The organism is Halomonas mongoliensis (assembly GCF_052496345.1).
In genome coordinates, this window is the sequence record NZ_CP199288.1 from 936,244 (window position 1) to 960,787 (window position 24,544).

Annotated in this window: 23 protein-coding genes; 22 read left to right on the plus strand and 1 reads right to left on the minus strand. The window is 67.4% G+C overall.

Going from position 1 to position 24,544, the window contains the following annotated elements:
- Window positions 1–63 precede the first annotated feature (63 nt).
- The 22 genes from ACRYRV_RS04275 (at window position 64) to ACRYRV_RS04380 (ending at window position 23,897) form a co-directional block, all read left to right on the plus strand.
- Window positions 64–1,755, plus strand: a complete 1,692-nt coding sequence (locus ACRYRV_RS04275) for an ExeM/NucH family extracellular endonuclease (protein WP_444985841.1) — start codon at window positions 64–66, stop codon at window positions 1,753–1,755.
- A gap of 293 nt (window positions 1,756–2,048) precedes the next feature.
- Window positions 2,049–3,398, plus strand: a complete 1,350-nt coding sequence (gene mgtE / locus ACRYRV_RS04280; RefSeq protein ID WP_253449830.1) for a magnesium transporter — start codon at window positions 2,049–2,051, stop codon at window positions 3,396–3,398.
- A gap of 7 nt (window positions 3,399–3,405) precedes the next feature.
- Window positions 3,406–4,761, plus strand: coding sequence for a magnesium transporter (mgtE, locus tag ACRYRV_RS04285; RefSeq protein WP_444985840.1), 1,356 nt, complete (start codon window positions 3,406–3,408; stop codon window positions 4,759–4,761).
- A 26-nt stretch (window positions 4,762–4,787) separates the two neighbouring features.
- A complete protein-coding gene (locus tag ACRYRV_RS04290; protein ID WP_444985839.1) occupies window positions 4,788–5,486 on the plus strand; it encodes an MgtC/SapB family protein in 699 nt (232 codons plus the stop codon).
- 378 nt (window positions 5,487–5,864) lie between these two features.
- A complete protein-coding gene (locus ACRYRV_RS04295; RefSeq protein WP_444985838.1) occupies window positions 5,865–6,134 on the plus strand; it encodes a hypothetical protein in 270 nt (89 codons plus the stop codon).
- Between the two features lie 83 nt (window positions 6,135–6,217).
- Window positions 6,218–7,264 (plus strand): Flp pilus assembly protein CpaB, encoded by a 1,047-nt coding sequence (gene cpaB, locus ACRYRV_RS04300; protein ID WP_444985837.1) that lies wholly within the window; start codon window positions 6,218–6,220, stop codon window positions 7,262–7,264.
- A 95-nt stretch (window positions 7,265–7,359) separates the two neighbouring features.
- The gene (locus ACRYRV_RS04305) at window positions 7,360–8,679 is read left to right on the plus strand and encodes a type II and III secretion system protein family protein (RefSeq protein WP_444985836.1); all 1,320 of its coding nucleotides are present in this window, start codon (window positions 7,360–7,362) and stop codon (window positions 8,677–8,679) included.
- Window positions 8,680–8,703: 24 nt separating this feature from the next.
- On the plus strand, window positions 8,704–9,951 hold the full coding sequence (locus ACRYRV_RS04310) for a CpaF family protein (RefSeq protein WP_444985835.1): 1,248 nt from the start codon (window positions 8,704–8,706) through the stop codon (window positions 9,949–9,951).
- On the plus strand, window positions 9,948–10,832 hold the full coding sequence (locus tag ACRYRV_RS04315) for a type II secretion system F family protein (RefSeq protein WP_444985834.1): 885 nt from the start codon (window positions 9,948–9,950) through the stop codon (window positions 10,830–10,832). Before ACRYRV_RS04310 ends, ACRYRV_RS04315 begins: the two co-directional genes overlap by 4 nt.
- Before the next feature lie 10 nt (window positions 10,833–10,842).
- The gene (locus tag ACRYRV_RS04320) at window positions 10,843–11,772 is read left to right on the plus strand and encodes a type II secretion system F family protein (protein ID WP_444985833.1); all 930 of its coding nucleotides are present in this window, start codon (window positions 10,843–10,845) and stop codon (window positions 11,770–11,772) included.
- Between the two features lie 10 nt (window positions 11,773–11,782).
- Window positions 11,783–12,547, plus strand: a complete 765-nt coding sequence (locus ACRYRV_RS04325; protein ID WP_444985832.1) for a tetratricopeptide repeat protein — start codon at window positions 11,783–11,785, stop codon at window positions 12,545–12,547.
- On the plus strand, window positions 12,534–12,866 hold the full coding sequence (locus ACRYRV_RS04330; protein ID WP_444985831.1) for a DUF3613 domain-containing protein: 333 nt from the start codon (window positions 12,534–12,536) through the stop codon (window positions 12,864–12,866). The genes ACRYRV_RS04325 and ACRYRV_RS04330 overlap by 14 nt, the downstream gene beginning before the upstream one ends.
- A gap of 39 nt (window positions 12,867–12,905) precedes the next feature.
- The gene (locus ACRYRV_RS04335; protein ID WP_444985830.1) at window positions 12,906–14,966 is read left to right on the plus strand and encodes a pilus assembly protein TadG-related protein; all 2,061 of its coding nucleotides are present in this window, start codon (window positions 12,906–12,908) and stop codon (window positions 14,964–14,966) included.
- A gap of 2 nt (window positions 14,967–14,968) precedes the next feature.
- Window positions 14,969–15,433: a TadE/TadG family type IV pilus assembly protein gene (locus ACRYRV_RS04340; protein WP_444985829.1), complete on the plus strand. Its 465-nt coding sequence runs from the start codon at window positions 14,969–14,971 to the stop codon at window positions 15,431–15,433.
- Window positions 15,433–15,882: a TadE/TadG family type IV pilus assembly protein gene (locus ACRYRV_RS04345; RefSeq protein ID WP_309636148.1), complete on the plus strand. Its 450-nt coding sequence runs from the start codon at window positions 15,433–15,435 to the stop codon at window positions 15,880–15,882. Before ACRYRV_RS04340 ends, ACRYRV_RS04345 begins: the two co-directional genes overlap by 1 nt.
- Before the next feature lie 54 nt (window positions 15,883–15,936).
- A complete protein-coding gene (locus ACRYRV_RS04350; protein WP_444985828.1) occupies window positions 15,937–16,536 on the plus strand; it encodes an outer membrane protein in 600 nt (199 codons plus the stop codon).
- An 84-nt stretch (window positions 16,537–16,620) separates the two neighbouring features.
- Window positions 16,621–17,718, plus strand: coding sequence for an EAL domain-containing protein (locus ACRYRV_RS04355; protein ID WP_444985827.1), 1,098 nt, complete (start codon window positions 16,621–16,623; stop codon window positions 17,716–17,718).
- Between the two features lie 178 nt (window positions 17,719–17,896).
- Window positions 17,897–19,687, plus strand: coding sequence for an AMP-binding protein (locus ACRYRV_RS04360; protein ID WP_444985826.1), 1,791 nt, complete (start codon window positions 17,897–17,899; stop codon window positions 19,685–19,687).
- Window positions 19,681–20,595 carry a transporter gene (locus tag ACRYRV_RS04365; protein ID WP_444985825.1) on the plus strand — a complete coding sequence of 305 codons (915 nt, stop codon included), beginning with the start codon at window positions 19,681–19,683 and terminating at the stop codon, window positions 20,593–20,595. The genes ACRYRV_RS04360 and ACRYRV_RS04365 overlap by 7 nt, the downstream gene beginning before the upstream one ends.
- Before the next feature lie 121 nt (window positions 20,596–20,716).
- Window positions 20,717–21,808 carry a Bug family tripartite tricarboxylate transporter substrate binding protein gene (locus ACRYRV_RS04370; RefSeq protein WP_309636143.1) on the plus strand — a complete coding sequence of 364 codons (1,092 nt, stop codon included), beginning with the start codon at window positions 20,717–20,719 and terminating at the stop codon, window positions 21,806–21,808.
- Window positions 21,809–21,885: 77 nt separating this feature from the next.
- The gene (locus ACRYRV_RS04375; protein ID WP_444985824.1) at window positions 21,886–23,421 is read left to right on the plus strand and encodes a tripartite tricarboxylate transporter permease; all 1,536 of its coding nucleotides are present in this window, start codon (window positions 21,886–21,888) and stop codon (window positions 23,419–23,421) included.
- On the plus strand, window positions 23,418–23,897 hold the full coding sequence (locus ACRYRV_RS04380) for a tripartite tricarboxylate transporter TctB family protein (protein ID WP_444985823.1): 480 nt from the start codon (window positions 23,418–23,420) through the stop codon (window positions 23,895–23,897). The genes ACRYRV_RS04375 and ACRYRV_RS04380 overlap by 4 nt, the downstream gene beginning before the upstream one ends.
- 16 nt (window positions 23,898–23,913) lie before the next feature.
- Here the strand turns inward: ACRYRV_RS04380 and ACRYRV_RS04385 are convergent, their stop codons facing one another.
- The gene (locus ACRYRV_RS04385) at window positions 23,914–24,474 is read right to left on the minus strand and encodes a cysteine hydrolase family protein (RefSeq protein ID WP_444985822.1); all 561 of its coding nucleotides are present in this window, start codon (window positions 24,472–24,474) and stop codon (window positions 23,914–23,916) included.
- Window positions 24,475–24,544: the final 70 nt, after the last annotated feature.

The following is a 24,544-nucleotide window of genomic DNA, read 5'->3' on the forward strand; positions in this document are numbered from 1 at the left end:
GTGCCCATGGCGCCGCGACGAGGCATACTATTCTCCCCCTCAACACCCTGCTGACGTTATCTCATGACCAAGTCCCCCGCCCTGACAGCCCTCTTCTCCGGCCTGCTGGCCCTGATGCTTTCGGCCGCGCCGGCGGCGGCCAGCTGCCCCGAGCCCTCCAGCGCCGACCTGGCCACCATCAAGGGGATAGGCGACACCCAGGCCCTGCCCGAGGGCGAGTCGGTGGTGGCCGAGGGCGTGGTGACCGGCGCCTTCCTGGGCCGCGACCGCCTCAACGGTTTCTACCTGCAGCAGGCCACCGAGCAGGGCCCGGTAGGGCTATTCGTCTACATGCCCGGGGCCACCGAGCGTGACGCCGAACGCCTCGTGCCGGGCAAGCACGTCCAGCTCCACGCCCGCACCGGCGAGTACCGCGGGCAGATTCAGCTGCAGCGGGTCGAGCGCGTCGAGATCTGCGCCCGCGACCAACTGCCGGAGCCCGAGGCGCTGGCCTGGCCCCTGGACGAGGAGGCGCTCTCCCGGCTGGAGGGGCGGCTGGTCGCCTTCTCTGAGCCCCTCACCGTCACCGGCAACTACGAGCTGGGGCGCTATGGCTCCCTGAGGCTCGCCAATGAGCGGCTCTTCCGCCCTAACAATGCGCCGGACCATGACCAGGAGCGCGCCGTCCTGATGCTCGACGACGGCAGCTACCGCGCCTTCCCGAGCCCCATTCCCTATCTGAACGACGACGGCACCCGACGCGTCGGCAGCCGGGTCGCGGGGCTGACCGGGGTGCTGACCCACGCCTTCAACGCCTGGCGCCTGCACCCCACCGAGACACCGCGCTTCTTGGATGCCAACCCGCGCCCGGCGCCGCTGGACGAGCCGGGAGAGCGGCTGCGGGTGGCGGCCTTCAACGTCGAGAACTACTTCACCACCCTGGGCCAGCGCGGCGCGGCCAACGCCGAGGAGCTGGAGCGCCAGCGGGCCAAGCTCGCCGCCGCAGTGGCGGGGCTGAGTGCCGATATCCTGGCACTGGTGGAGGTCCAGAACACTCCGGGGGCGCTGGCCGACCTGGTCGAGCAGCTGAGCCTTCGCACCGGCGTGCGCTACCGGGCGGTGGGCGGCAGCGCCGACCGCGGCTCCGATGCCATCAAGCTCGCCCTCATCTATCGGCCGGACCGGGTAGAGGCCATCAGCGAGCTCCATGCCGACAATGACCCGGTGCACCATCGCCCGCCGCTGGCGGCCTTCTTCCGCGGCCAGGAGGGCGGAGAGCCCTTCGGCGTGGTGACCGCCCACTTCAAGTCCAAGACCGGCTGCCCCGCCCGGGGCGATATCGACCGCGGCCAGGGCTGCTGGAACGAGCGCCGGGTGGCCCAGGCGCAAGCCATGGCGACCTTCCTCGAGCGGCTCGCCACCAAGGGAAGCGAGAAGCTGCTGCTGGTCGGCGACCTCAACGCCTATGGCGCCGAGGACCCGATCCGCACCCTGACCGATACCGGCCTGGTCGACCTGATCGCCCGGGAGCTGCCGCCGGAGCAGCGCTACACCTACGTCTTCCGCGGCGAGTCGGGCTACCTGGACCACGCCCTGGCGAGCCCCGAACTGGCCGCGGCAGTGGCGGCGGTGCACCCCTGGCCCATCAACGCCGACGAGCCCCCCTTCCTTGGCTACGACGGCCCGGAAAGCGCCGCAGGGCTCATCCGGCCCGACGCCTTCCGCTCCTCGGACCATGACCCGGTGGCGGTGGATCTCTTCCCAGAGGCGCCGTGAACCCTGGGCGGGTCGATCGACAAGCGCGCTGTCACTCACCGGCGATGCCGTCGCGCCAGGGCTCTCCATGAAACTTTACCTGGGTCAAGTCGCCCGCTAATATGCGCCCTGCTGCTGCATGGCAGCGAAACCCCTTTGAGGAATCAATGGAACCTCCGAGTCGCCACTACACGACCGATAATCTGATCGAACGCGCCGCGTCGAACGTCGTGGTGCGCCGGAGCCTGCCCCTGCCTATCCGCTAGGCCGTGGCTCCTGCGCGCCCACAGCGACGCGCGCCAAGGAGCCATACCATGAGCTATGCCGTTCTCGCTGCCTCCCTGCGCAGCGCCCTTCAGCGTCAGGACACCGACGCCATCCGCCACCTGGTCGCCGAGATGCAGCTCGCCGACCTGGCCGAGTTCATCCAGCACGAGCAGGAGGACACCACCGTCTCCCTGCTGGACTACCTGCCCATGGAGCAGCGGGCCAGCGCCTTCGGCTACCTGGAGGAGGAGACCCAGAGTGCGCTTGCCGCCGAGATGGAGGACGCCACCCTCGCCGAGCTGATGCACTTCATGAATGCCGACGAGCGTGCCGACCTCTTCAACATGCTCGATGAAGGCCGCCAGCAGGGCCTGCTGCGCCGCCTGGCCCACGCCGAGCGCGAGGACATCCGCAAGCTGGCCAGCTACGAGGAAGGCACCGCCGGGGCCCTGATGACCTCCGAGTACGTGGCCGTGCCCGCCGAGGCGGACGTGGCGACGGCGCTGGAGAAGGTGCGCCGCACCGGCCCCAACGCCGAGACCATCTATCAGATCTACTGCGTGGACGACGAGGGCCGCCTGCAGGGCACCCTGTCGCTGCGCGAGATGATCCTGGCCAACCCCAAGGACACCCTGGCGAGCCTGATGACCGAGGAGCTGGTGGTGGCCAAGGTGGAGACCCCTCAGGAAGAGGTGGCCAAGCTGATCTCGCGCTATGACCTGATGGCCCTGCCGGTAACCAACGGCGGCGACCGTCTGGTGGGCATCGTGACCTACGACGACGCCATGGACGTGGCCGAGGAGGAGGCCACCGAGGACATGCACAAGGGCGTGTCAGTGGGCAAGATCGAGGGCAGCCTGCGCAACGCCAGCCTGTTCGATCTCTACCGCAAGCGCATCGTCTGGCTGGTGCTGCTGGTGTTCGCCAACATCTTCTCCGGCGCCGGCATCGCCTACTTCGAGGAGACCATCGAGGCCTATATCGCCCTGGTCTTCTTCCTGCCCCTGCTGGTGGACAGCGGCGGCAACGCCGGCTCCCAGGCAGCGACCCTGATGGTACGCGGCATGGCCACCGGCGACGTGCGAACCCGAGACTGGGCCAAGCTGCTGGGCCGCGAGGTAGCGGTCGCCATCGGCCTCGGCCTGACCATGGCGCTGGCCGTTTCCGTGGTGGGGATCTTCCGCGCCGGCACCGAGATCGCCATGGTGGTGGCCATGAGCATGGTGCTGATCGTGATCATGGGCAGCCTGATCGGCATGCTGCTGCCCTTCCTGCTGCAGCGCCTGCGCTTCGACCCGGCCACCGCCTCCGCCCCGCTGGTGACCTCCATCGCCGACGGCGTGGGCGTGCTGATCTACTTCGCCATCGCTACCGCGGTGCTGGGCCTGCCGGGCTGAGGCCGTCATGACAACGCACAAGGCAAGCCCTCAGGAGCGGCTCCAGCAGGCCATGCGGGCCAGCGATGCCGAGGCCATTCGCGCCTGCGTGAGCCAGCTGCATCCCGTCGACCTGGCCGAGGTCTGCCGCGACGAGATGCCCTATGCCGCCCTGGCGCTGCTGAGCTTTCTCGGCGCCACGGCCCGGGCGGCCACCTTTACCGAGCTGCCACCGGAGCGCCAGCGACGCCTCGCCGAGCTGATGACCGAGGAGGAGCTCGGCGACCTGCTGGAGAGCCTCGCACCGGGCGCCCGGGCCGACCTCTTCAAGCAGGTCGAGGCGGGGCGTCGCCAGGGCCTGCTGCGCTACCTGACGGCGGAAGAGCAGCGCGAGCTCGAGCGCCTGGCGAGCTACCCGGAGGGCACCGCAGGCGCGCTGATGACGCCTCAGTTCGTCGCGGTGCCCGAGACCGCCACCGTTCAGGAGGTGCTGGAGGTGCTGCAGCAGCACTCCGATGAGGCCGAGACCATCTACCAGGTCTACGCCCTCGACGAGTCGGGGCAGCTGGTCGGCACCATCTCCCTGCGCAAGCTGATCCTCGCCAGGCCAAGCGCCCCCCTCGCCGGCTACCTGACCCGCGACGTCCTGACGGTGGAGGTCGCCGCGCCCCAGGAAGGCGTGGCGGAGATGATCTCGCGCTACGACCTGCTGGCCCTGCCGGTGGTGGAGGCGGACGGGCGCCTGGTGGGTATCGTCACCTACGACGACGCCATGACCGTGGCCGAGGAGGAGGCCACCGAGGACATGCACAAGGGCATGTCCATCGCCAGGCTGGAGGGCTCGGTGCGCACGGCCAGGCCCTTCGAGCTCTACCGCAAGCGGGTGGGCTGGCTGGTGCTGCTGGTGTTCGCCAACATCTTCGCCGGCGCCGGTATCGCCCACTTCGAGGCCACCATCGAGGCCTATATCGCCCTGGTCTTCTTCCTGCCCCTGCTGGTGGACAGCAGCGGCAACGCCGGCGCCCAGGCCGCCACCCTGATGGTCCGCGGCATGGCCACCGGCGAGGTGCGCCGAAGCGACTGGGCCCGACTGCTGGGCCGCGAGGTCGCCGTGGCCCTGGCGCTGGGCCTCACCATGGCGCTCTGCATCCTGGGGATCGGCACCCTGCGCGCCGGGCCCGAGATCGCCAGCGTGGTGGCGATCAGCATGGTGCTGGTGGTGCTGATGGGCAGCCTCATCGGCATGCTGCTGCCGCTCGGGCTCGAGCGACTAGGCCTGGACCCCGCCACCGCCTCGGCCCCGCTGGTGACCTCCCTCGCCGACATCGTCGGCGTGGTGCTCTATTTTGCCCTGGCCACGGCCATGCTGGGGCTGCCGGCCTGAGGGCCGGCCGAACAGGAGAGTTCGAGATGACACTGATGATGCAGCTTCAGCTGATGCTACCGCTGGCCCTGGCCGCCGTGCTGGGCGCCCTGGTGGGCATAGAGCGCCAGTGGCGCCAGCGCATGGCGGGCCTGCGCACCAACGCCCTGGTCTCGCTGGGGGCAGCCAGCTTCACCCTGATGTCGATGATGGTGGCCGACGAGATCAGCCCCACCCGCATGGCGGCTCAGGTGGTTTCCGGCATCGGCTTTCTGGGCGCCGGGGTGATCATGAAGGAGGGCGCCAACATTCGCGGCCTCAATACCGCCGCCACCCTCTGGTGCTCCGCCGCCATCGGCGTGCTGGCCGGCGCCGACTTCTATGCCGCCGCCATCATGGTCACGCTGTGCATTCTCGGCGTGAATATCCTGCTGCGGCCGCTGTCGGTGATGATCAACCGCCAGCCGCTGGAGGCAAGCCCGGACGAGGTGGACTGGACCTACGAGATCAGCGTGACCTGCCGGGAGAGCGAGGAGGCGCATATCCGCGCCCTGATGCTGCAGGGCCTGCTCGGCGACGCCATGCAGCTGCAGCGCCTGGAGAGCGAGAATCTGGAGGAGCGCCAGGCGGTGGTGGTCAGCGCCCGGCTGATGTCCAGCGGCCGCAACGACTCCCTGGTGGAGAAGGTGGTGGGCCGGCTGAGCCTGGAGCCCTCTGTATGGGCCGCGGGGTGGGATGTGAGCTAGCGGAGCGAACTCTCGGGTTTGCCCGTCGCGCCTGAAGCGCCCCAAGGAAGAGCCCAGGCGTCAGCGTCAGCAATGTGACACTGTGACATATTGTAGTATTGAGGCATGACGCAGTATCATTCTTGGAGAATTGAGAAAACTAATACCAATGGCGGGTAACGAGTACTGCTGTGATCGCCGCGATGAAAGGCCCGGGTGAGCTATATCGGGTAAAGCGGTAATACGGATGCCTGAATATCCGCTGACGCCTTATTATGTGTTCAACGAATTAATCACGCACTGCCGGCCCGGCCCAGGGGTCGTCGCACTCTCGCAGCACCCACCAGGGCGAAGCCGCCGCCATGGCGGTCGCCCACCACCCGAGCAAGGAGTTACACCATGTCCATGATCCAGCGCATGACCCAGCTGATCCAGCGCGGCCACGCCGAGGCCAGCGCCACCATCAATACCGCCGCCTCCCGCCGCCAGCGCGGGGCCAGCGCCATCGAGTATGTGATTATCGCCGCGGTGATTGCCTTTGCGATTTTTGCGGCAGCATTTGGCACTGGTGAGGAGAGTGCTCTTACATCAGCTTTCGAAAGCTTCTTCACTCAGCTTACGAGTATCGTAAACACTGCGGCAGAAGATGGTGGCGCCACCCCTGAGTAATAACCATATCTGATGGTTGTCCCGGCCCGATATTCCTATATCGGGCCGGATTACCCGGTTAACCCATCCGATGGAGACACTCGATGTCCCCTACCCTGCTGCGCCTGCTGGCCGGGCTGCTGGTGATCGTGGCCGCCGTGCTGGCGGTGATCGGCTGGCGCATCAGCCAGCGCCCCGAGCCGGCACCCGTGGTCCAGGCGCCTGTCTCTCCTCAGGCCCCTGAGGCGCTCGCCCCCCGGGAGCCTGAGGAGAGACAGGCCTCGGGCCATGCCGTGGTGGTGGCCGCCCGCGATCTTTCTCTGGGCCAGCGCCTGGACCCCGAGGCGGAGCCCGGGGCCCTGCGGGTGGTGACCTATCCCGAGCCGGTGCCGGGCAGCTTCGCCGAGCCGGGCGAGCTGGCCGACCGCCGCCTGACCCGGCCGGTGCCCGAGGGGGATATCCTGCGCCCCGCCCACTTCGCCGCCGGCGGCGTCATGGCCCAGGCCGTGCCGCCGGGCAAACGCGCCATCGCCGTGGGCGTTGACGAGGTGATCGGCGGCGGCGGATTCCTGGCCCCCGGCGACCGCGTCGACGTGCTCTATCAGGCCCAGTCCCAGCAGCGCACCGCCGGCGGCAGCCAGCCCCAGATGGCGCGGCGACTGTTCGCCAATGTCCAGGTGGTGAGCTACGGCGAAGCGCTGCAGGGCATGGAGGAGAGCGAGGCCGCGGTGCGCCGCAGCGGGCGCACCGCCGTGCTGGCCATGGACGGCGAGCAGGCGGCGACCCTGCTGCTGGCCGAGACCACCGGGCGGCTGCGCCTGGCGCTGATCGGCGCCGAGGAGCACCGCGGGCTGCTCGAGCGCGAGGCGCTGGCCCGGGAGGCCGACTCGCCGGAGGCGACGCCGGAAGGCGTGATCCCGGCCATGGCCGGGCTGCCGCAGTTCGCGCCTGCCAACGCCCAGGAGGCGCCGCCCGCGGCGCCCCTGCCCGCCTTTGGCCCGGCGGTGGTCGTCGAGGAGCTGACCACCCTATCGCCGCAGGACGCCGCGAGCGACGCCCCGCCCAGCGGGGCACCCCGGCAGGCCGAGCCGCGGCGCATGATCCAGCACGTGGGCGGCGAGACCCGGGTGGTGGAGCTGCCGGTTCGCTGAGCGGCGAGCGGGGCTCTGCACCCGCGGGCTGCCGATGGCAGCATCCTCAACTTACCAACCGACCCAGGGCGCGCCGAGAGCGTGGGGAAGCGAAGATGACAGGCAAGAGACGGGAGGGGGCGCTCCAGGGCGCCTGGATGATCTGGCTGGCGGCGCTGCTGCTGGCCCTGGGGGCGCTGGCTCCCCGAGCCGAGGCCGATGAGGGCATCCTCGAGATCGTGGTGGGCGATCAGGAGCTGCTGGGGCTGCCCGGCGCCATGGAGCGCACCGCCATCGGCCGCAGCGACGTCGCCAGCGTGGTGGCCATAGACGAGCGCAGCCTGCTGATTACCGGCCAGGCCCCGGGCATGACCACCCTGCGCATCTGGCTGGAGGGGCGCTCCCGCCCCCAGGAGCTGCGCCTGCGGGTGCTCCCCGACGGCTCGGTGGGGCTGGAGGAGGAGTACCTCTACAGCCAGGACTCCGCCCGGCCCCGGCTCTCCGGCGACAGCGAATCCCTGGAGCGTCACGCCCAGGCGCGCCAGCGCTTCGGCGATGGCGTGATCGACGCCACCCGCCAGGTGGGCGCGGTTCAGGTGCAGGCCGATATCCGCGTGGTCGAAGTCAACCGCCGCAAGCTGCAGGCCTCGGGCTTCTTTATCGGCCGCACCGGCAGCGGCTCCGCCGACTTTGCGGTGGGCAGCCGCAGCAACGCCCTCGCCTTCCTGGGCGGCAGCAACGTGGCCCCGGGCAGCGAGGGCTTCTCCATCATTCGCGCCAACACCAGCGGCGTGATGTCGGCGTTGACGGCACTCAACAGCAACGGCTTCGCCTATACCCTGGCCGAGCCCAGCCTGGTCAGCCTCTCCGGCCAGACCGCTACCTTCCTGGCCGGCGGCGAGTTCCCCTTCCCCTCCAGCAGCAACCGCGACGGCGAGGTCAGCATCGACTACCGCGAGTTCGGCGTGCGCCTGAAGCTCACCCCCACGGTGCTCGACGAGAACCGCATCATGATGAAGGTGGCCCCGGAGGTGAGCGAGCTGGACTTCTCCCAGGGCGTGCAGAGCGGCGGCGTCGCGGTGCCGGCCCTCAACGTGCGCCGCACCGACACCACCATCCAGCTCGGCCACGGCGAGAGCTTCATCATCAGCGGCCTGGTCAGCCACAACGTGATTCAGAGCGTGGACCGCATTCCCGGCCTGGGCGATATCCCGGTGCTCGGCGCCTTCTTCCGCTCCACGCGTCTGGAGCGAGACGAGAAGGAGCTGGTGATGATCGTCACCCCCCACCTGGTATGGCCCATGGCCGCCGGCAGCGAACCGGAGCTGCCCGGCGAGGCGCTGCGCGGCTATCGCCCCAGCTATCTCGAGCTGCTGTTCGACCCGCTCGACGTGGAGAGCATCGAGCGCACCACCAACGTGGGGTTCTCGCGCTGATGGCGAACCTGAAGGGGGGAGGCCATGGTATTTCGCTCGCGGCGGCGTGAGGTCGAACCTGCCCGGTCGCCGGCGCCCACCGATGACCCTGAGTTCATCGGCAAGCTGCATCGGGCGCTGATCGACCGCCTGGAGGATGACCAGGCGCTGCTGGGTGAGGCACCGACGCGGATGCGCCAGCGGGTCGAGGCGATGATAGAGGAGTACCTCACCCTGAGCGGCCATGCCGCCCCACCCGAGAAGGTGGCCTCCCTGGCCGGCGAGGTGCTCAACGAGCTGGTGGGCTATGGCCCGCTGGAGTCGCTGCTGGCGGATCCGGCCATCTCCGACATCCTGATCAACGGCCCGCAGCATGTATTTGTCGAGCGCGGCGGCCTGCTGGAGACGGCGCCGGTGCGCTTTCTCAACGATGGCCACCTGCTGCGCGTGGTGCGCCGCATGCTGGCGCCGCTGGGGCGCCGCCTGGACGAGTCCAGCCCCATGGTGGATGCACGCCTGCCCGACGGCTCCCGGGTCAACGCCATCATTCCTCCCCTGGCCCTGGACGGCCCCTGCGTCTCCATCCGCAAGTTCCGCCAGGACACCCTCACCGCCGAGGAGCTGGTGCGGCTGGACTCGGTGCCCGAGCCGCTGATGACCTTCCTGCAGCGGGCGGTGGTGGAGCGCCGCAATATCCTGATCAGCGGCGGCACCGGCACCGGCAAGACCACCCTGCTCAACGTGCTCAGCGCGACGATTCCCCAGGGCGAGCGGGTGGTGACCATCGAGGACTCCGCCGAGCTGCAGCTGGGCAGCCAGCACGTGGTGCGCCTGGAGACCCGCGCCGCCAATACCGAGGGAGAGGGCGAGATCACCGCCCGCCACCTGGTGAAGAACTCGCTGCGCATGCGCCCGGATCGCATCATTCTCGGCGAGAGCCGTGGCGACGAGGTGCTGGACATGCTCCAGGCCATGAACACCGGCCACCTGGGCTCGATGAGCACGGTGCATGCCAACTCGGCGCGCGACTCACTGGTGCGCCTGCAGATGATGGTGCGCCTCTCCAACTTCCAGGGCACCGACGCCCTGGTCAACCAGATCATTGCCACCGCCCTGGACATGCTCATCCAGGTGGATCGCGACACCCGGGGGCACCGCCATGTGGGCGAGGTGCTGCAGGTCACCGGGGTGCGCCAGGGCGCCATTACCCTGGCGCCCCTCTACCGCCGCGGCAAGGCGCTGCCGGACCTCGACGCGATCGACTGGAACAAGCACCTGCAGGAGGGCACATGACCGAGTGGCAGCTCTGGTCGCTGACCATGCTGGCGCTGGCGCTGGCCGTCTGGCTGCTGATGCGCAGCGCCCGGCGCCAGACCGAACAGGCGGTCGGCGGTGACGTGCCCAAGCGGCGCCGCCGCGCCCTGACCCCCCGGGAGACCCTGGTGGAGTGGCTCTACGACTACCTGGTATCGGCGGGGCTCTCGATCACTCCCCGGGCCGTTGCCATCGGGGGCGGCGTGCTGGTGCTGCTGGTGATGCTGGCGCTGGCGCTGGCCGGCTCGCGCTTCGGGCCCCTGCTGGTCGCCGGCGGCCTGCTGCTCGCCAATGCCCTGCTGCGCCTGCGCGCCGCGCGCCTGCGCGAGACGTCGCGCAGCCAGCTGGCCCCCTTCATGGAGAGCGTGATGCGCGAGCTGGGCAGCGGCAAGAACCTGGAGGTGGCGTTTCGCCAGGCCGCACGGCGAGTGCCCGCCCCCCTGGGCGATGCGCTGCAGCGTATCCTGATCCGCCGCGACCTGGGCCTGGAGCTCCACGATGGCCTGGTACGCGAGGCACGGCTCCTCAAGCTGTTCGAACTGCAGCTGCTGGCCACCACCGTGCAGATCAGCCAGGTCCACGGCGGCAGCCTGCGCGACATGCTGGCCAGCTTCGTGGCCATGCTTCACCTGCAGGAGCGCGGGCGCCGCGAGCTGAGCGCCATGACCGGCGAGACAAGAGTCACGGCGGTGGTGCTGGGGGCGATGCCACTGCTGATGGCAGCCTATATGTTTTTCTTCAACTATGAGTTCATGCGACCGATGCTCGAGAGCAGCGGCGGCCAGGTAGCCCTGGCGGTGGCGGCGGCCATGCAGGTGGCAGGAGCGGTAGCGCTGTGGCGCATGCTCAAGTCGGTCTAGGAGACAGCGAATGTCGCCAGCGGCGCTAATGATCCTTTCGGCGGTGATGATGGCAGTGGCGGCGGCCCTGCTGATCGCCTCGGTCATGGCCGAACGGCCGCTGGCCGAACTGGCCCTCGAGACACCCCGCCCCGCCGAACCCGATGCCGCCAATTCACGCCGTCTGGAGGCACGGCTGATCCGCGGTGGTAGCCAGCTATGGCGGCGCCAGACCCAGCGGCGTCGGCGCATCGCCGATTTCGCGCGGCTGCTGCGCCAGGCCGGCTACGTGGGCAACCGCGCCCAGGTCTCGGTGCTGCTCTCCCTGGGGCTGGTGGTGCTGGGCGTGGGCTCGGCAGGCGCACTGCATGGCCTGCGCGATGCGGGCGGGCTGGCCGGAGCGCTGGGCAACGGCGTGGCGGGATTGCTGGTGGGCGCGGTGCTGACGTGGCTGTGGCTGCGGCGCCAGGTCGCCGCCCGCCGGGAGCAGCTCGACGAGGAGGCCGAGCTGCTGATCCAGACGACCCGCATGCTGTGGGAGACCGGCATGACCCTGGAGGGGGTGCTGCGCAGCCTGATCCACAACCTGGGCGAGGTGCTGACCGCTTCCCGGCTGGAGCTCCAGGTGGCCCTGGCCCGCATCGAGGCGGGCCAGGAGCGCGGCGAGGTGCTGGAGGCCCTGGCCGACCTGCAGCCCAGCCCGGCGAGCGAGGCCTATTTCAACCTGCTGGCCCAGGTGGCGGTATCCGGTGGCGGGGCGCGCAGCTCGCTGAAGGCGCTGAGCGAGCTGCTCAACGACCGGCGTCGCACCACCCTGCAGGAAAGGGTGACCAAGATGTCCGGCAAGATGTCGCTGGTGATGATGGTCTTTCTGTTTCCGGTGCTGCTAATCATTGTGGCGGGGCCGGCGGTAATCAATCTGGGAGGACTCCTTCAGTCCCTTTCTGGCGGTACGCCATAGGAGTTTCACGATGCGCAAGATGGCGGGATGGCAAGGTGCACTGCTGGTGGGGCTGCTGCTGGCGGGCCTGAGCGGCTGCACCACCACTCGGGAGAACCTGGGCAGCGACGTTACCGGGGCCCTGCAGCCCTTTGCCCAGGGCAGCCGAACTGGCCCCTGCGGCGAACGCTACAGCGCCGAAGAGGGCATGGAGCTCTCCATGGTGCAACAGCAGCTGGACGAGGAGCGCCCCCGCTCGGCGCTGGCCTACCTGGAGGCGCTGGGCTACGCCTACCCGGAGGCACGCCTGATGGAGGCCGAAGCGCTGCGCCAGGTGGGCGAGCTCGAGCGCAGCAGCGAGGTCTATGCGGCGCTGCGCTCCACCTGCCTGGAGGCCGACGCCCAGCGCGGCCTGGCCCGCAACGCCTTCTCGCGCCAGCGCCCGGAAGTGGCACTGGAATATATGCGTCGGGCGCGCCAGGCAAGCCCGGCGGATGCGCGTATCCGCAACGACCTGGGCTATCTGCTGATGCTGCGCGGCGATCATTCGGCCGCCATCGAGGAGTTCCTGACCGCCCTGGAGCTGGATGAAAGCCATGGCAACGCGGCCAGCAACCTGGTGTTGGCGCTGCTGCAGAGCGGCCAGCCGCGCCGCGCTGAGGCCGCCGCGCAACGCTATCGGCTCGATTCAGACGCCTTCGCCACCCTGCAGGCAGCGGTGGCACGAAGCGCATCGCTGCCCGCCGCACCCGGTGATACCTCACACGCCCAGGAGAGCCAAGATGAAACGCCCTGAACTGTGCCATGTACTCCCCCCCGCCCTGCTGCTGGCCATGCTGCTGGGAGCCGCCCCCGCCCTGGCCAATGACTCGGCGAGCCCCACCGCCGAGCCCCGAGGCGAGACGCACGGGCCGATGGAGAGATCGGCACGCAGCACCCCGGCTCCCGGAGACGCCACCCGTCGCCTGCTGGAGCAGCAGCGCGCCGGCCATTACGCCTCGTCCAACGACCAGTGGCTCTCCGGCGACGTGCAGCGGGAGGTCTACCGCCGCTATGTAAACAGCTTCTCGCGGCCGATTCCCGAGCGCTTTATCGACGACGGCTTCAGCAACTGATCCAGCCGGTCCTCTACTCGGACTCGTGAGGAGACCGCCATGCGCCTGCCACGCTTTGACTATCCGCTACCGCCGCGACAGCGCGGCGTCTTTGGCCTGATGGCGGTCGGCCTGATGCTGCTGATGGTGATCAGCGTTGCCCTGGCGATAGATACAGGCAGGCTCTATCTGGAACAACGGCATATGCAGCGCGTGGCGGACCTGGCCGCCCTGGAAGCCGCCGGTGCCGTGATGCTTATCAGCCAGGTGGAGGAGGACCCAGACGGTAAGAGCGCCCTCGACCTGGCTGCTGAAGCGGCCGCCAGCCGCAACGGTCACGATCCTTCCGAAGGGGAGCGCGAACTGAGCCTGGTCCTGGGCGGTATCTGCGTAGAGGCACTGGAAGAAGGCGGCAGTATCCGAGTATTTCACAGGCCCCTCGATGATCCCGAGTCGCCCCTGCCCTGCCCGGAGTGGGAGCTCAATGCCCTTCAGGTTATCGCCAGCCATGAGGTGCCGCGCAGCCTCTTCGGCAGCCTGCTGGGCGCAGACGAGATCACCATCTCCGCCACGGCCGCTGCCTATCGCCCCCAGGCTGAGCCATATGCAGTATTTTCGGTGGGCTCGCGACTGCTTAACGTGGATACCGACGAGTCAGCACTTGCTCCCGTGTTGCGGGGCCTTTTAGATCTTGGTGCGGATGCTAGCGTGGCCGGCTTTGGCGGCATTGCCGATGCAACCGTTTCCCTCGCGGATCTTGTTAGCGTAGACGAGTTGACGGTAGGCTCTACTGAGGAGCTGCTTGACGCCGAACTGAAGCTGCTTGATTTAATTACCAGGTTAAAAGCAGCCCACCATGACTCCGGAAGCGAAGAAGATGCTCCCGAGCTTTTGGCGCTTCAAGCACTCAATGACCGCTTGACGGCCTTTATCTCGACTGAAAATATTATTACTGTTGGCGACCTTCTTGACATCGGCACGGAACGCGCCCCGCTTGACGTAGAAGTCAGCGCTCTTGACTTGCTAAGTACAGCCTTGCTGATTGCCAATCAAGAAAACGCGGTTGCCCTGCCTGGCTTGAATCTCAGCGTGCCAGGCGTAACGGATATCGAAGCCATGCTGGCAGTGATTGAGCCACCGCAAATTGCCATTGGGCCTGTGGGGTGTGTCGATAATGCCAAGCCACCTTGCGAAGGAAACTGGAAGACCGAAGCGCGTACGGCACAGCTAGTACTTGGTGTGGGTGCTAACGTCGAGATCCCCCTTCTGGCAAAGCTTGGACTGAAGCTTGGCGTGACGGCTGCTGGGGCAAGAGCAGGGGTCGAAAGTGCCAGGCCTGCTACCGAAGATGCTAATCACGAATGGAACATTGATATTTCAGCATCTCAGGCACCGTTAACCGCAGAGCTTGAACTACAGCTTAGCCTTCTTGATTCACACATCCCATGGTTTGATGAAGAAAACAAAAATTACTCTAAAATTGGAGAGATTACATCGTTCCTGCAAAACACTCTAGGGCTCGCCACAAGCTTGGTAGCAAACCTTATTAACGGCTTGATCAATGTGGTGTCAGGCTTAGTTTCTGCTCTCCTTTCCCTTCTCTACCATAGCTACATCACAAGTGACGGAACACAGGTTTGTGGAAGGGTGCTGTTAATCCTCCCTGTTGGCTGTGACCCTACGCCGACGCTGGAAGAGGAGTTGGAAACAGGCGGTGGTGAAACTACCGGCTGGCATGATGATTTAGCTGAGTGGATTGCTTCAAGCGATGCTCAGCAGCATGGCACCACGGATTCTCACCATTCCCATACCCTGAACTGGCCCACCGAAACAGCTGTGACCTTTGATGGCGATGGGTCCCTGGAAGGCACAGCGACAGCACTGGAGAATCTCGCCGGCGCGATTGACATTAGAGCCGAGCTTTTCGGCGTTGACTTGGGTGTCAGCAACCTGCTTGCACCTTTGCTGGGCATCGTAGATGCGGTAGTAGGTAACGTCGTCGGCTCACTGGCAGCTGGAGTTATCGATCCGTTGCTCGATGAGTTGGGCGTCAATATCAGTGAAGCCGAGGTGCGCATCATCCATATCGACCACCACACTGGCCCCCCGGAGCTGCTCTAGTCATGGCCTTTTTCGCCAGGCAGCTTAGGGATGGCATGGCGCCCCGCCAGCGCGGCGGGGCGGCCATCGAGATGATTCTGATCTTCCCGATCCTGCTCCTGCTGCTCTATGCCACCGTCAGCTACGCCATCCTGTTCTGGGCCTACCAGGGGCTGAACGGCATGACCGCCGAGATGGCCGGCCAGATCATTCACCAGCAGTGGTATGAGGAAAATGATGGCAGTTATCAGTTGGATATGGATGAGATAAACAAGGCGCTGGCGGCACTGCGCAGCAGGACCAGCGGGCCAGCGGCAACCGCAGACTGGTGCAGCGGTTCTCCCGATATCAGTGATGATGATATCGACAGGCTATCGGTTTGCCTGGAAGTCGAGGAGGGGTTGCTGCCCCAGCTTTCGCTGCTGGGCGTCAAGCTACCCCGTGAAACCAGCGCCAGCGTGACCGCAACGCTAAGGATTCCTCGGTGATGCTCAGCATGCAGGAGGCAGCGATAATCCAGCGCCAGCGGGGTGCCATCACCATCGAATTCGCACTGCTGTTTCCACTGTTTCTGGCGGTTTTTTACGCCATTCTCAGCTATGGCGTCAGCTTTGCTCAGCTCAATGTGCTGAACGGTATGGCGTCGGAAGCAGCGCAGTCAGCTCGCGCAGTTGTCATGGACGATGAAGGTAGCGAAAGCGCCATCAGTCATCGTATCGCAAGCGTTATCGATCGCCATGGTGGCCTGCTTAACGTGACGGGCTGCTTCGGCGACAAGGCGTATGAAATCGATGAAGGACTGCTCAGGGTATGCCTGGAAACTGAGGCACTACTCCCCAGCCTGAACGTTTTCGGCATCCGAGTTCCCGATATCCAGAGCCCGTTGCGGGGCCGCTCAAGCATCCAGCTGGCAGTACCAGACGATAGCAGCGGTTAACGACCACCAGCGGTATCACGCCGCCAATCCATATCACCATCAAGGAGAACCGTAGTGAGAAGCAACAAGGGAATCATGCTGGGGGCAACGCTTGCACTGCTCATGGCCGGTGGGGCAGCCCAGGCGGCTGGGCCCTACGCGGGGTTCAGCCTGGGCTATCAGGATATCGACGTCGACATTGGCTACGGGCCCTTCAGCACCGAAGGGGTCGGCGGGAGCGGCACCAGCTTTCGGGCGGTAATAGGCTACGACTCCTTTAACGTGGCGGCCCCCTTCCTGATCGGTATCGAGGCCAATATCGCCCAGGGAGGCGCCAAGTCCAGCGCTTCGATCGGGTCGCTGAAATCAACGATTTCCGCCGAGGAGAGTTACGGCATCGCGGCGCGCTTCGGCGGCTATGTAAGCGAAGAGGTAGCTGCCTATGGCCTGCTGGGCTATCAGCGCACCAGCTTCGAGCAGCGCCTCGGAGTGTTCAGCGATGACGCCAACTTCGACGGCCTGCGCCTGGGTGCCGGCGTCGACTTCCGGGTGGCACCGCAGCTGGATCTGCGCGCCCAGTATGCCCGCACCTGGTACAACAGTCGCACCTTCGATGGCGTGAAGTACGATCCGGAGGAGTCGACCTTCGAGGTCGGTGTGATCTACCGCTTCTGACGGCTTCACAGCTGCTCCCTGCCCCGGCGCTCCGCCTTGAACCGGCAGGGCGACGGGGCAACCAACAGACAAGGGAGAGTCCGGATGGAAAGCATGATAGCTCTGCTGGCAGACCTGCCGACGGCAATGTGGCTGGTGCTGGCGGCCCTGCCGCTGGTAGTGCTGCTGATTGGCCTGCTGATCCACGAACTCTGCCAGCTGAACAGGGTGCAGCTGGTCAACGCTGGCGACGAGGAGCCCGCCAGGGACACGGAGCAGGCCGATGCGGCTTCGGCGTTATTCACTCCCCGTGAACTGCAGCTCAAGCAGGAGCTGACCTCGGCGCTGGCCGACACGACGCGTCCCCCCTTCTTCGACCTTCATGTGCAGCCGATCTACCGCCTGAGCGATGGCCGCCTGCTGGGCGGCGAGGCGCTGATTCGCTGGCGACACCCTGAGCTTGGCCAGATCTCGCCGGGCGAGTTCATTCCGGTGGCCGAGATGACAGGGCAGATCATCCAGCTCGACCGCCGCGTGCTGGCGGAGGTGATCGCGCGGCTGGCCGAGGTGCCCAAGGCGCTACTGGGCACCCTGCGGATCAGCGTCAATGTCTCCATCCAGCACTTCTACAATGTTGCGCTGGTTCACCATCTCCAGGCGCTGTGTCACGAGCATGGCGTGCCGATGAGCTGTCTGGAGCTGGAGGTGACCGAGCATGCCAGCTGCGATGATCTTGAGCTTATCCAGGGCAGCATGCGCCTGGTGCGCTCCCACGGCATGGGGCTGGCGCTGGATGATTTCGGCACCGGCTATACCTCGCTGCGCTTCCTGCAGGAGCTGCCGTTCAGCAAGGTCAAGCTGGACCGCAGCTTCGTCTGCAGGATCGATCACGAGCAGCAGTCGCGGCGACTGGTGGCCTGCCTGGTCGAGATGTCACACACCCTGGAGATGACCTGCGTGGCCGAGGGTATCGAGATGGCCGGGGAGCTGGAGCTGCTGCAGCGCATGGGCTGCGACGCCGGTCAAGGCTACCTGCTGGGGCGGCCGGTCCCCTGTGCGGAGTTCATCGACCTGGCCGAGCGCAGCCTGCTGATAGGCGGCCAGCCGATTGGCGACAGCCTGGGGGTCATCAGGCGCCGACATCATGGGGCCGACGTGACCACCCCCTCCTCGAGGGTAGCGGAAAGCGCCGAAGATAGCTGATATGAGCCCCTGGGGCCCGCTCCCCTTGAAGGCGCCAAGGTGGTGTGTCGGGGACGGGTAGCGTTGAAGCCAGCCGGTGCCACGGGGTGCAATGGCCGCCAATTGGCGCTATTAGAAACAGTAAGACCCCCAGGCCAGGCACCACAAGAACAATACCCGAGCCGCAGCGAGGACCCCCATGGAGCCACCCCAGGACGCCACCTCTCACGCCCAGGGCCCCCGCCCCAGGGTCCGCCGTCCCGGCGTCGACAACCAGGGCGGTGCGATACCGGCCGAGCTGCCGCCCCCGGAACACTCCAACCTGGCGGCGCTGATCAGCGAGAGCGCCGAGCGCTTCGCCGACCGGCGCGCTTTCACCAGCTGCATGCCCAACGGCATGAACGGCGCGCTCAGCTATGCCCAGGTCGACGCGGCCTCCGACGCCTTCGCCGTCTATCTGCGCGAGGGCCTGGGTCTCGCCCCCGGCAGCCGGGTCGCGGTGCAGCTGCCCAACTGCCTGAGCTACCCGGTGGTGGTGTTCGGGATTCTCAAGGCCGGCTGCGTACTGGTGAACACCAACCCGCTCTACGCGGCCGGCGAGATGATCCACCAGTTTCGCGACAGCGGCGCCGAGGCGCTGGTGATCGTCGACATGTTCGTCGACAAGCTCCCCGAGGTGCTGCCCCACACCGCCATCCGCCACGTGGTGGTGACGAGCCTCGCCCAGTTCTTCCCGCCCGTGGTGCGCCAGGTGGTGCAGGCGGTGCTCCGCTACTGGAACCGGGTGATTCCGCCCTGCCCTGTCAAGGCGACCCCGCTCGGTGAGGCGCTGGCCGAGGGCCGACGGCTGGGCCAGGCCCAGGGCGTCAGCGTCGCCGACTACTGGCGCGACCTGGGGCCAGAGAGCCTCGCCGCGCTGCAGTACACCGGCGGCACCACCGGCATCGCCAAGGGGGCCATGCTCAGCCACGGCAACCTGCTCGCCAACGTGGCACAGATCGAGGCCATGGCCGGCTCGCATATCGGCGACGGCGAGGAGTGCGTGCTCACCGCCCTGCCGCTCTACCATATCTTCGCCTTCTCGGTGAACCTGCTCGCCTTCTTCAAGCACGGCGCCCACAACGTCCTGGTGCCCAACCCGCGGCCGATCCAGAACCTGCAGCGGGCCATCGAGAACTACCCCGTGAGCTGGATCAGCGGGGTGAATACCCTCTTCAATGCCCTGCTCAACGAGGAGTGGTTCACCCTCTACCCGCCACGCAAGCTGCGCGCCGCGGCGGCCGGCGGCACGGCACTGCACGCCGCCGTGGCCGAGCGCTGGGAGGCCATCACCGGCACCCCGCTGGTGGAGGGTTACGGCCTCACCGAGAGCTCGCCGGTGATCAGCTTCAACCCCCTGGTGGGGACGCGCAAGCCGGGCAGCATCGGCATTCCGGTACCCGGCACCGAGGTCCGCCTGGTGGATGACGCCGGTGTGCCGGTGGCCCAGGGGGAGCCTGGCGAGCTCACCGCCCGGGGCCCCCAGGTGATGCAGGGCTACTGGCAGCAGCCCGAGGCCACCGCCGAGGCCCTGCGCGACGGCTGGCTGCATACCGGCGACGTGGCCGCCATGGACGCGGACGGCTACCTGCGCATCGTCGACCGCAAGAAGGACCTGATCCTGGTCAGCGGCTTCAACGTCTACCCCAACGAGGTGGAGGACTGCATCGCCCTGCTCGACGCCGTGCACGAGGTGGGGGTGATCGGCGTGCCCGACCCGGACACCGGCGAGGCGGTGCGCGCCTATATCGTCACCCGCGGCGAGCTCGACCGCGACGCGGTGAAGGCCCACTGCCGGCAGCAGCTGGCCCGCTACAAGGTGCCCAAGCAGATCGCCTTCGTCGACGAGCTGCCCAAGAGCCCCATCGGCAAGGTGCTGCGCAAGGACCTGCGCGCCCAGTACCTCAAGGATCATCCGCACGCCGCCACTGAGGGGAGCCCATCATGCTGAGCCCACTCGAGGAGACCCTGCTGGCCATCATGATGGCCGTGATCATGCTGGGCATGGGGTCGTCGCTGACCTTCAAGGACTTCCGCATCGCCCTGCGCCACCCCCAGGCGATCGGCATCGGCTTCGCCTCCCAGTACCTCTTCATGCCGCTGCTAGCCTTCCTGATCGGCCGCGCCCTGCAGCTGCCCCCCATCCAGGCGGTCAGCCTGATCCTGATGGGCTGCGTGCCCGGCGGCACCACCTCCAACATCTTCGCCTACTTCTCGAAGAGCCTGCTCGGGCTCTCCATCCTGATGACGGTCTGCTCGACCCTGCTGGCGGTGGTGATGGTGCCCCTGGTGCTGACCTTCTACACCAGCGGCATCGACGCCGCCTTCCGGATCCCCTCGGGCAATATCGTGGCGGTGCTGGGCGTGCTGCTGGTGCCCACCCTGCTCGGCATGTGGCTGCGCCGGCGCAACGCCAACGTGGGCGCCTGCACCGAGCTGATGGGCGGCATCCTCGGGGTGGTGGTGATCGTCTTCCTGATCGCGACCTGGGTGCCGCGCAACTGGCAGCTGCTGATGACCACCGGCGCCGAGGTCTACCTGGCCTCGGTGGGGCTGGGCCTGTGCGGCTTCCTGATCGGCTACTGGTTCAGCCGCGCGGCGCGGCTCAACCCGCAGAAGGCGCGCACCGTGTCGCTGGAGACCGGCATCCAGAATGGGCCGCTGGCGGTGCTGATCGTCACCCTCTCGTTTGCCGGCGAGATCCAGCAGCAGATGCTGCTGATCCCGGTGATGTACTCGCTGTTCATCGTCATCACCTCCACCTTCGTCACCTTCTACTACCGCCGCCGCAGCCTGCGCGAGGAGCTCGCCAGGGACCAGGCGAAGGTGGAGGCGTCCACTCCTACCCCTGCGGCCTGAACCACCTAGCCCTCAACGCTTCCCCCTCCTATGCTTGGCGTGTCGAAGCGGGTCGATGTCACGAGGCTGTCACCGACCCGCTGCAGGATTGCACAACAAGAACATCGACCGGAGCTACTCCATGCCCATGCCGAAGACCCGTCCCCTGACCGCCCTCGCCGCCGGCCTGGCCCTGGCCACCGTTGGCCTCGCCGGCACCGCCCAGGCCGCCGACTACTACGACGGCAAGAACATCCGCATGATCATCCCCTTCTCGCCGGGTGGCGGCACCGACACCTTCGGCCGGCTGATCAGCCAGTACCTGGGCAAGCACATCCCGGGCGAGCCGACCATCGTGGCCGAGAACGTCACCGGCGCCGGCGGCCTTCTCGGCAGCAACGAGTTCGCCGAGCGGGTCGACCGCGACGGCACCACCCTGATGACCGCCTCCGGCCACCTCAACCTGCGCGCCTTCCTGGGCCTCAAGGGCCTGCGCCTGGACCTCGACGAGCTCGAGCCGGTGGTCGCCGCCCCCATGGGCCACGTCACCGCCATCTCGACCCAGGCCGGCATCGAGGACCCCAGTGAGCTGCTGGAGGCCCGCGGCCGCCTGACCAAGGGCATCACCGACCCGGTGGGCCTGCTCGAGTCCCTGGTGGCGCTGGAGATGTTCGACCTCGAGTATCGCGCGGTGCCCGGCTACGGCGGCCGCGGCGACACCCGCATCGCCTTCGAACGCGGCGAGCTGATGATCAATACCCAGTCCACCCCCGCCTACCTCAACAGCGTGGTGCCGCTGGTGGACGAGGGCCGCGCCATGCCGCTCTACGCCATCGGCTTCATCGATGCCGACGGCAACCCGGTGCGCGACCCGGCGGTGCCCGACATGATCACCGCGCCCGAGCTCTACGAGCAGATCCACGGTGAGCTGCCCTCCGGCACCATCTGGGAAGCCTTCAAGGTCACCGTGCCGCTGGTACAGAACACCCGCGGCACCGTCTGGGCCCACGGCGACATTCCCGAGGAGGCCATGGAAGCGCTGCGCATCGGCGTCGAGGGCATGGTCAACGACCCCGACTTCCAGGCGGCCGCCGGCAACATCCTGGAGGGCTACGACATCATGTGGGGCGACGACCTCGGCCAGATCAAGGCCAGCATGGACGCCGCCTCCCCGGAGGTCCTCGACTTCCTGCGCGACATGCTCAACGAGCGCTTCGGCACCGAGTTCGACTGACCCCCACCCCTGCCCTTCGGCCGCCCGACACCCTCGGGCGGCCGTTTGCGTACCTGTAAGCCGGAGAACTCCCCCGCATGCTCGACGCCCTGATCAACGCCCTGTGGATCCTGCTCGACCCCTTCCGCCTGATGATGCTCTTTGCCGGCGTGGCCATCGGCATCGCCGTGGGTATCCTGCCCGGCCTCGGCGGCCTGATGGGCATGGCCCTGGTGCTGCCCTTCCTGTTCGGCATGGATGCCTACGCCGGCGTGGCCCTGCTGATCGGCATCGCCGCGGCGGTGCCCAGCGCCGATACCTTCCCCTCGGTGCTGATGGGCATTCCAGGCTCCTCGGGTTCCCAGGCCACCATCATGGACGGCTACCCCATGGCGCGGCGCGGGGAGGCGGCCCGGGCGCTGGGTGCCGCCTTCACCGCCTCGCTGATCGGCGGGCTGATCGGCGCGCTGGCCCTCTCTGCGGTGGTGCCCTTCGCCCGCCCGCTGATCCTGGCCTTCGGCTCACCGGAGCTCTTCATGCTGACCCTGCTCGGGCTCTCGATGATCGGGGTGCTCTCCGGCAACCGTCCGCTCAAGGGGATGCTGGCCGCGGTGGCGGGCCTGGCGCTGGGCACCATCGGCGGCGCCCCGGTGGCCGCCGAGTACCGCTTCGCCGGCGACTTCCTCTACTTCTATGACGGGCTTTCGCTGGTGATCGTGGCGCTGGGGCTCTTCGCCCTGCCGGAGATCATCGACCTGCTGGCCCGGGGCGGGGCCATCGCCGAACGCTCCCGGGGCCTCGGCCACGGCTGGGTGCAGGGGGCGAAGGACACCCTCCACCACAAGTGGCTGGTGGTGCGTCACAGCATCATCGGCGTGGCGATCGGTGCGATCCCCGGCATGGGCTCGTCGATCATCGACTGGGTCAACTACGGCATCGCCGCCCAGACCAGCAAGGACCGCAGCCAGTTCGGCAAGGGCGACGTGCGCGGGGTGATCGCCCCCGAGAGCGCCAACAACGCCAAGGAGGGGGGCGTATTGATGCCCACCCTGCTGTTCGGCGTGCCCGGCTCCTCGGCCATGGCCATGCTGCTGGCCGCGCTGATGATCTTCGGCGTGCAGCCCGGCCCCCAGATGCTCACCCGGGACCTGGACCTGGTCTTCGTGATCATCTGGTCGCTGGCGCTGGCCAACGTCTTCGGCACCCTGATCTGCCTGCTGCTCTCCAAGCCGATCTCGCGGCTCACCTTCATCCCCTTCCAGTTCATCGCCCCGGTGATCATCGTCATCGTGGTCGTGGGCGCCTGGCAGGAGACCCGTCACTGGGCCGACCTTACCTTCCTGCTCGGCTTCGGTTTGCTGGGCTGGATCATGAAGCGCGCCGGCATGCCGCGGCCCCCGCTGCTGATCGGCTTCATCCTCTCGGGGCTCGCCGAGCGCTACCTGTGGATGTCCTACAACCTCTACGACTGGGAGTGGCTGCTGCGCCCCGGGGTGCTGACCATCGGCACCCTGGCGGTCTTCCTGGTAGTGGGCAGCGTGATGCTCAAGCGTTCCACCGAGCGCAGCGCCGAGGCCCTGCAGCACGCCGACGACAAGGATGAGGGGCAGAGCGCCGCGGAGGATAAATCATGAAGGCACGCCTGATCGCCACCCTGACCCAGCACCTGCAGACCCCCTTTGTGCTGCTGATCCTCGCCTGCCTGGTGGCGATCCTCTGGATCAGCCAGGGCTTCTCGCTGGGCGCCAGGCTCTTCCCCAGCGTGGTGGCCGGCCTCGGTATTCTCCTCGCCCTGCTGGAGCTCGGCCGCCAGGCTGTTCGCCGGGGCGCCCGGGAAGAGAGCGACTTCAGCGACCTGGCCGAAGAGGAAGAGACACCGGCCTTCTATGCTCGAGGCCTGCTCTTCTTCGCCTGGATGGCAGGCTTCATGGGGCTCTTTCTGCTGATCGGCGCCCTGCCCGCCGCCGGCCTCTATGTGCTGGCCTTCCTGAAGTGGCAGTACCGGAGCCCCTGGCTGCCGAGCCTCGCCCTCTCCGGCAGCCTGGTCGCCCTGCTGTGGGGGCTCGGCGTGGCACTGCAGCTGCGCTGGCCCACGCCGCTGCTGCTGTGAGGCAGCCGGGGGCTCCCTACCCCTGCCGCTTCAGCCAGCCGCTGGTGTCGGTGACCTCGGCATAGGCAAAGGCGAGCCCGGCCATGAAGGCCGCGTGCACCTGGGCGGCCGGCACCGTCTGGCCGTTGAACTCCTGGTCCTGGGTCGCGCAGGCGTCCTGCAGCACCGTGACCGAATAGCCGAGATCCGAGGCGGCCCGGGTGGCGGCATCGATGCACATGTGGCTCATGGCGCCGACGACCACCAGCTGCTCGATGCCCCGCTCCTGCAGGTGTTCGTGCAGCGAGGTGCCCAGGAAGGCGTTGACGTTGTTCTTGAGGATCACGGCTTCGCTTCCGGACTCCTGCGGCGCCATGGCGTCGTGGATGCGCGCTCCCTCGCTCCCCGGCACGAAGAAGGGCGCCTCCTCGGAGGGGAACTCGTGGCGGATATGCACGATGGGCAGCGACCGCTCGCGGAAGTGGGCGAGCACGCCGGCGGCATTGTCGGCAGCCTGCTCGATGCCCACCAGCGGCCACTTGCCGGCGGGGAAGTAGTCGTTCTGCAGGTCCACGATCATCAGGGCGGTCTGGCTCATGGGGAGTTCTCCTCAGGGAATGGAGACTGCATCATGGCAGGCCCCGGCCACGGGGTCGGGTGGCAGGAGT

Bases quoted from the DNA above. Each gene is read 5' to 3' on its own strand.
- ACRYRV_RS04305 (WP_444985836.1), top strand. From the start codon at position 7,360: ATGACAGGCAAGAGACGGGAGGGGGCGCTCCAGGGCGCCTGGATGATC.
- ACRYRV_RS04325 (WP_444985832.1), top strand. From the start codon at position 11,783: ATGCGCAAGATGGCGGGATGGCAAGGTGCACTGCTGGTGGGGCTGCTG.
- ACRYRV_RS04330 (WP_444985831.1), top strand. From the start codon at position 12,534: ATGAAACGCCCTGAACTGTGCCATGTACTCCCCCCCGCCCTGCTGCTG.
- ACRYRV_RS04355 (WP_444985827.1), top strand. From the start codon at position 16,621: ATGGAAAGCATGATAGCTCTGCTGGCAGACCTGCCGACGGCAATGTGG.
- mgtE (WP_253449830.1), top strand. From the start codon at position 2,049: ATGAGCTATGCCGTTCTCGCTGCCTCCCTGCGCAGCGCCCTTCAGCGT.
- ACRYRV_RS04340 (WP_444985829.1), top strand. From the start codon at position 14,969: ATGGCCTTTTTCGCCAGGCAGCTTAGGGATGGCATGGCGCCCCGCCAG.
- mgtE (WP_444985840.1), top strand. From the start codon at position 3,406: ATGACAACGCACAAGGCAAGCCCTCAGGAGCGGCTCCAGCAGGCCATG.
- ACRYRV_RS04310 (WP_444985835.1), top strand. From the start codon at position 8,704: ATGGTATTTCGCTCGCGGCGGCGTGAGGTCGAACCTGCCCGGTCGCCG.
- ACRYRV_RS04365 (WP_444985825.1), top strand. From the start codon at position 19,681: ATGCTGAGCCCACTCGAGGAGACCCTGCTGGCCATCATGATGGCCGTG.
- ACRYRV_RS04275 (WP_444985841.1), top strand. From the start codon at position 64: ATGACCAAGTCCCCCGCCCTGACAGCCCTCTTCTCCGGCCTGCTGGCC.
- ACRYRV_RS04320 (WP_444985833.1), top strand. From the start codon at position 10,843: ATGTCGCCAGCGGCGCTAATGATCCTTTCGGCGGTGATGATGGCAGTG.
- ACRYRV_RS04295 (WP_444985838.1), top strand. From the start codon at position 5,865: ATGTCCATGATCCAGCGCATGACCCAGCTGATCCAGCGCGGCCACGCC.
- ACRYRV_RS04375 (WP_444985824.1), top strand. From the start codon at position 21,886: ATGCTCGACGCCCTGATCAACGCCCTGTGGATCCTGCTCGACCCCTTC.
- ACRYRV_RS04380 (WP_444985823.1), top strand. From the start codon at position 23,418: ATGAAGGCACGCCTGATCGCCACCCTGACCCAGCACCTGCAGACCCCC.
- ACRYRV_RS04290 (WP_444985839.1), top strand. From the start codon at position 4,788: ATGACACTGATGATGCAGCTTCAGCTGATGCTACCGCTGGCCCTGGCC.
- ACRYRV_RS04370 (WP_309636143.1), top strand. From the start codon at position 20,717: ATGCCCATGCCGAAGACCCGTCCCCTGACCGCCCTCGCCGCCGGCCTG.
- ACRYRV_RS04385 (WP_444985822.1), bottom strand. From the start codon at position 24,474: ATGAGCCAGACCGCCCTGATGATCGTGGACCTGCAGAACGACTACTTC.
- cpaB (WP_444985837.1), top strand. From the start codon at position 6,218: ATGTCCCCTACCCTGCTGCGCCTGCTGGCCGGGCTGCTGGTGATCGTG.
- ACRYRV_RS04315 (WP_444985834.1), top strand. From the start codon at position 9,948: ATGACCGAGTGGCAGCTCTGGTCGCTGACCATGCTGGCGCTGGCGCTG.
- ACRYRV_RS04360 (WP_444985826.1), top strand. From the start codon at position 17,897: ATGGAGCCACCCCAGGACGCCACCTCTCACGCCCAGGGCCCCCGCCCC.
- ACRYRV_RS04335 (WP_444985830.1), top strand. From the start codon at position 12,906: ATGCGCCTGCCACGCTTTGACTATCCGCTACCGCCGCGACAGCGCGGC.
- ACRYRV_RS04345 (WP_309636148.1), top strand. From the start codon at position 15,433: ATGCTCAGCATGCAGGAGGCAGCGATAATCCAGCGCCAGCGGGGTGCC.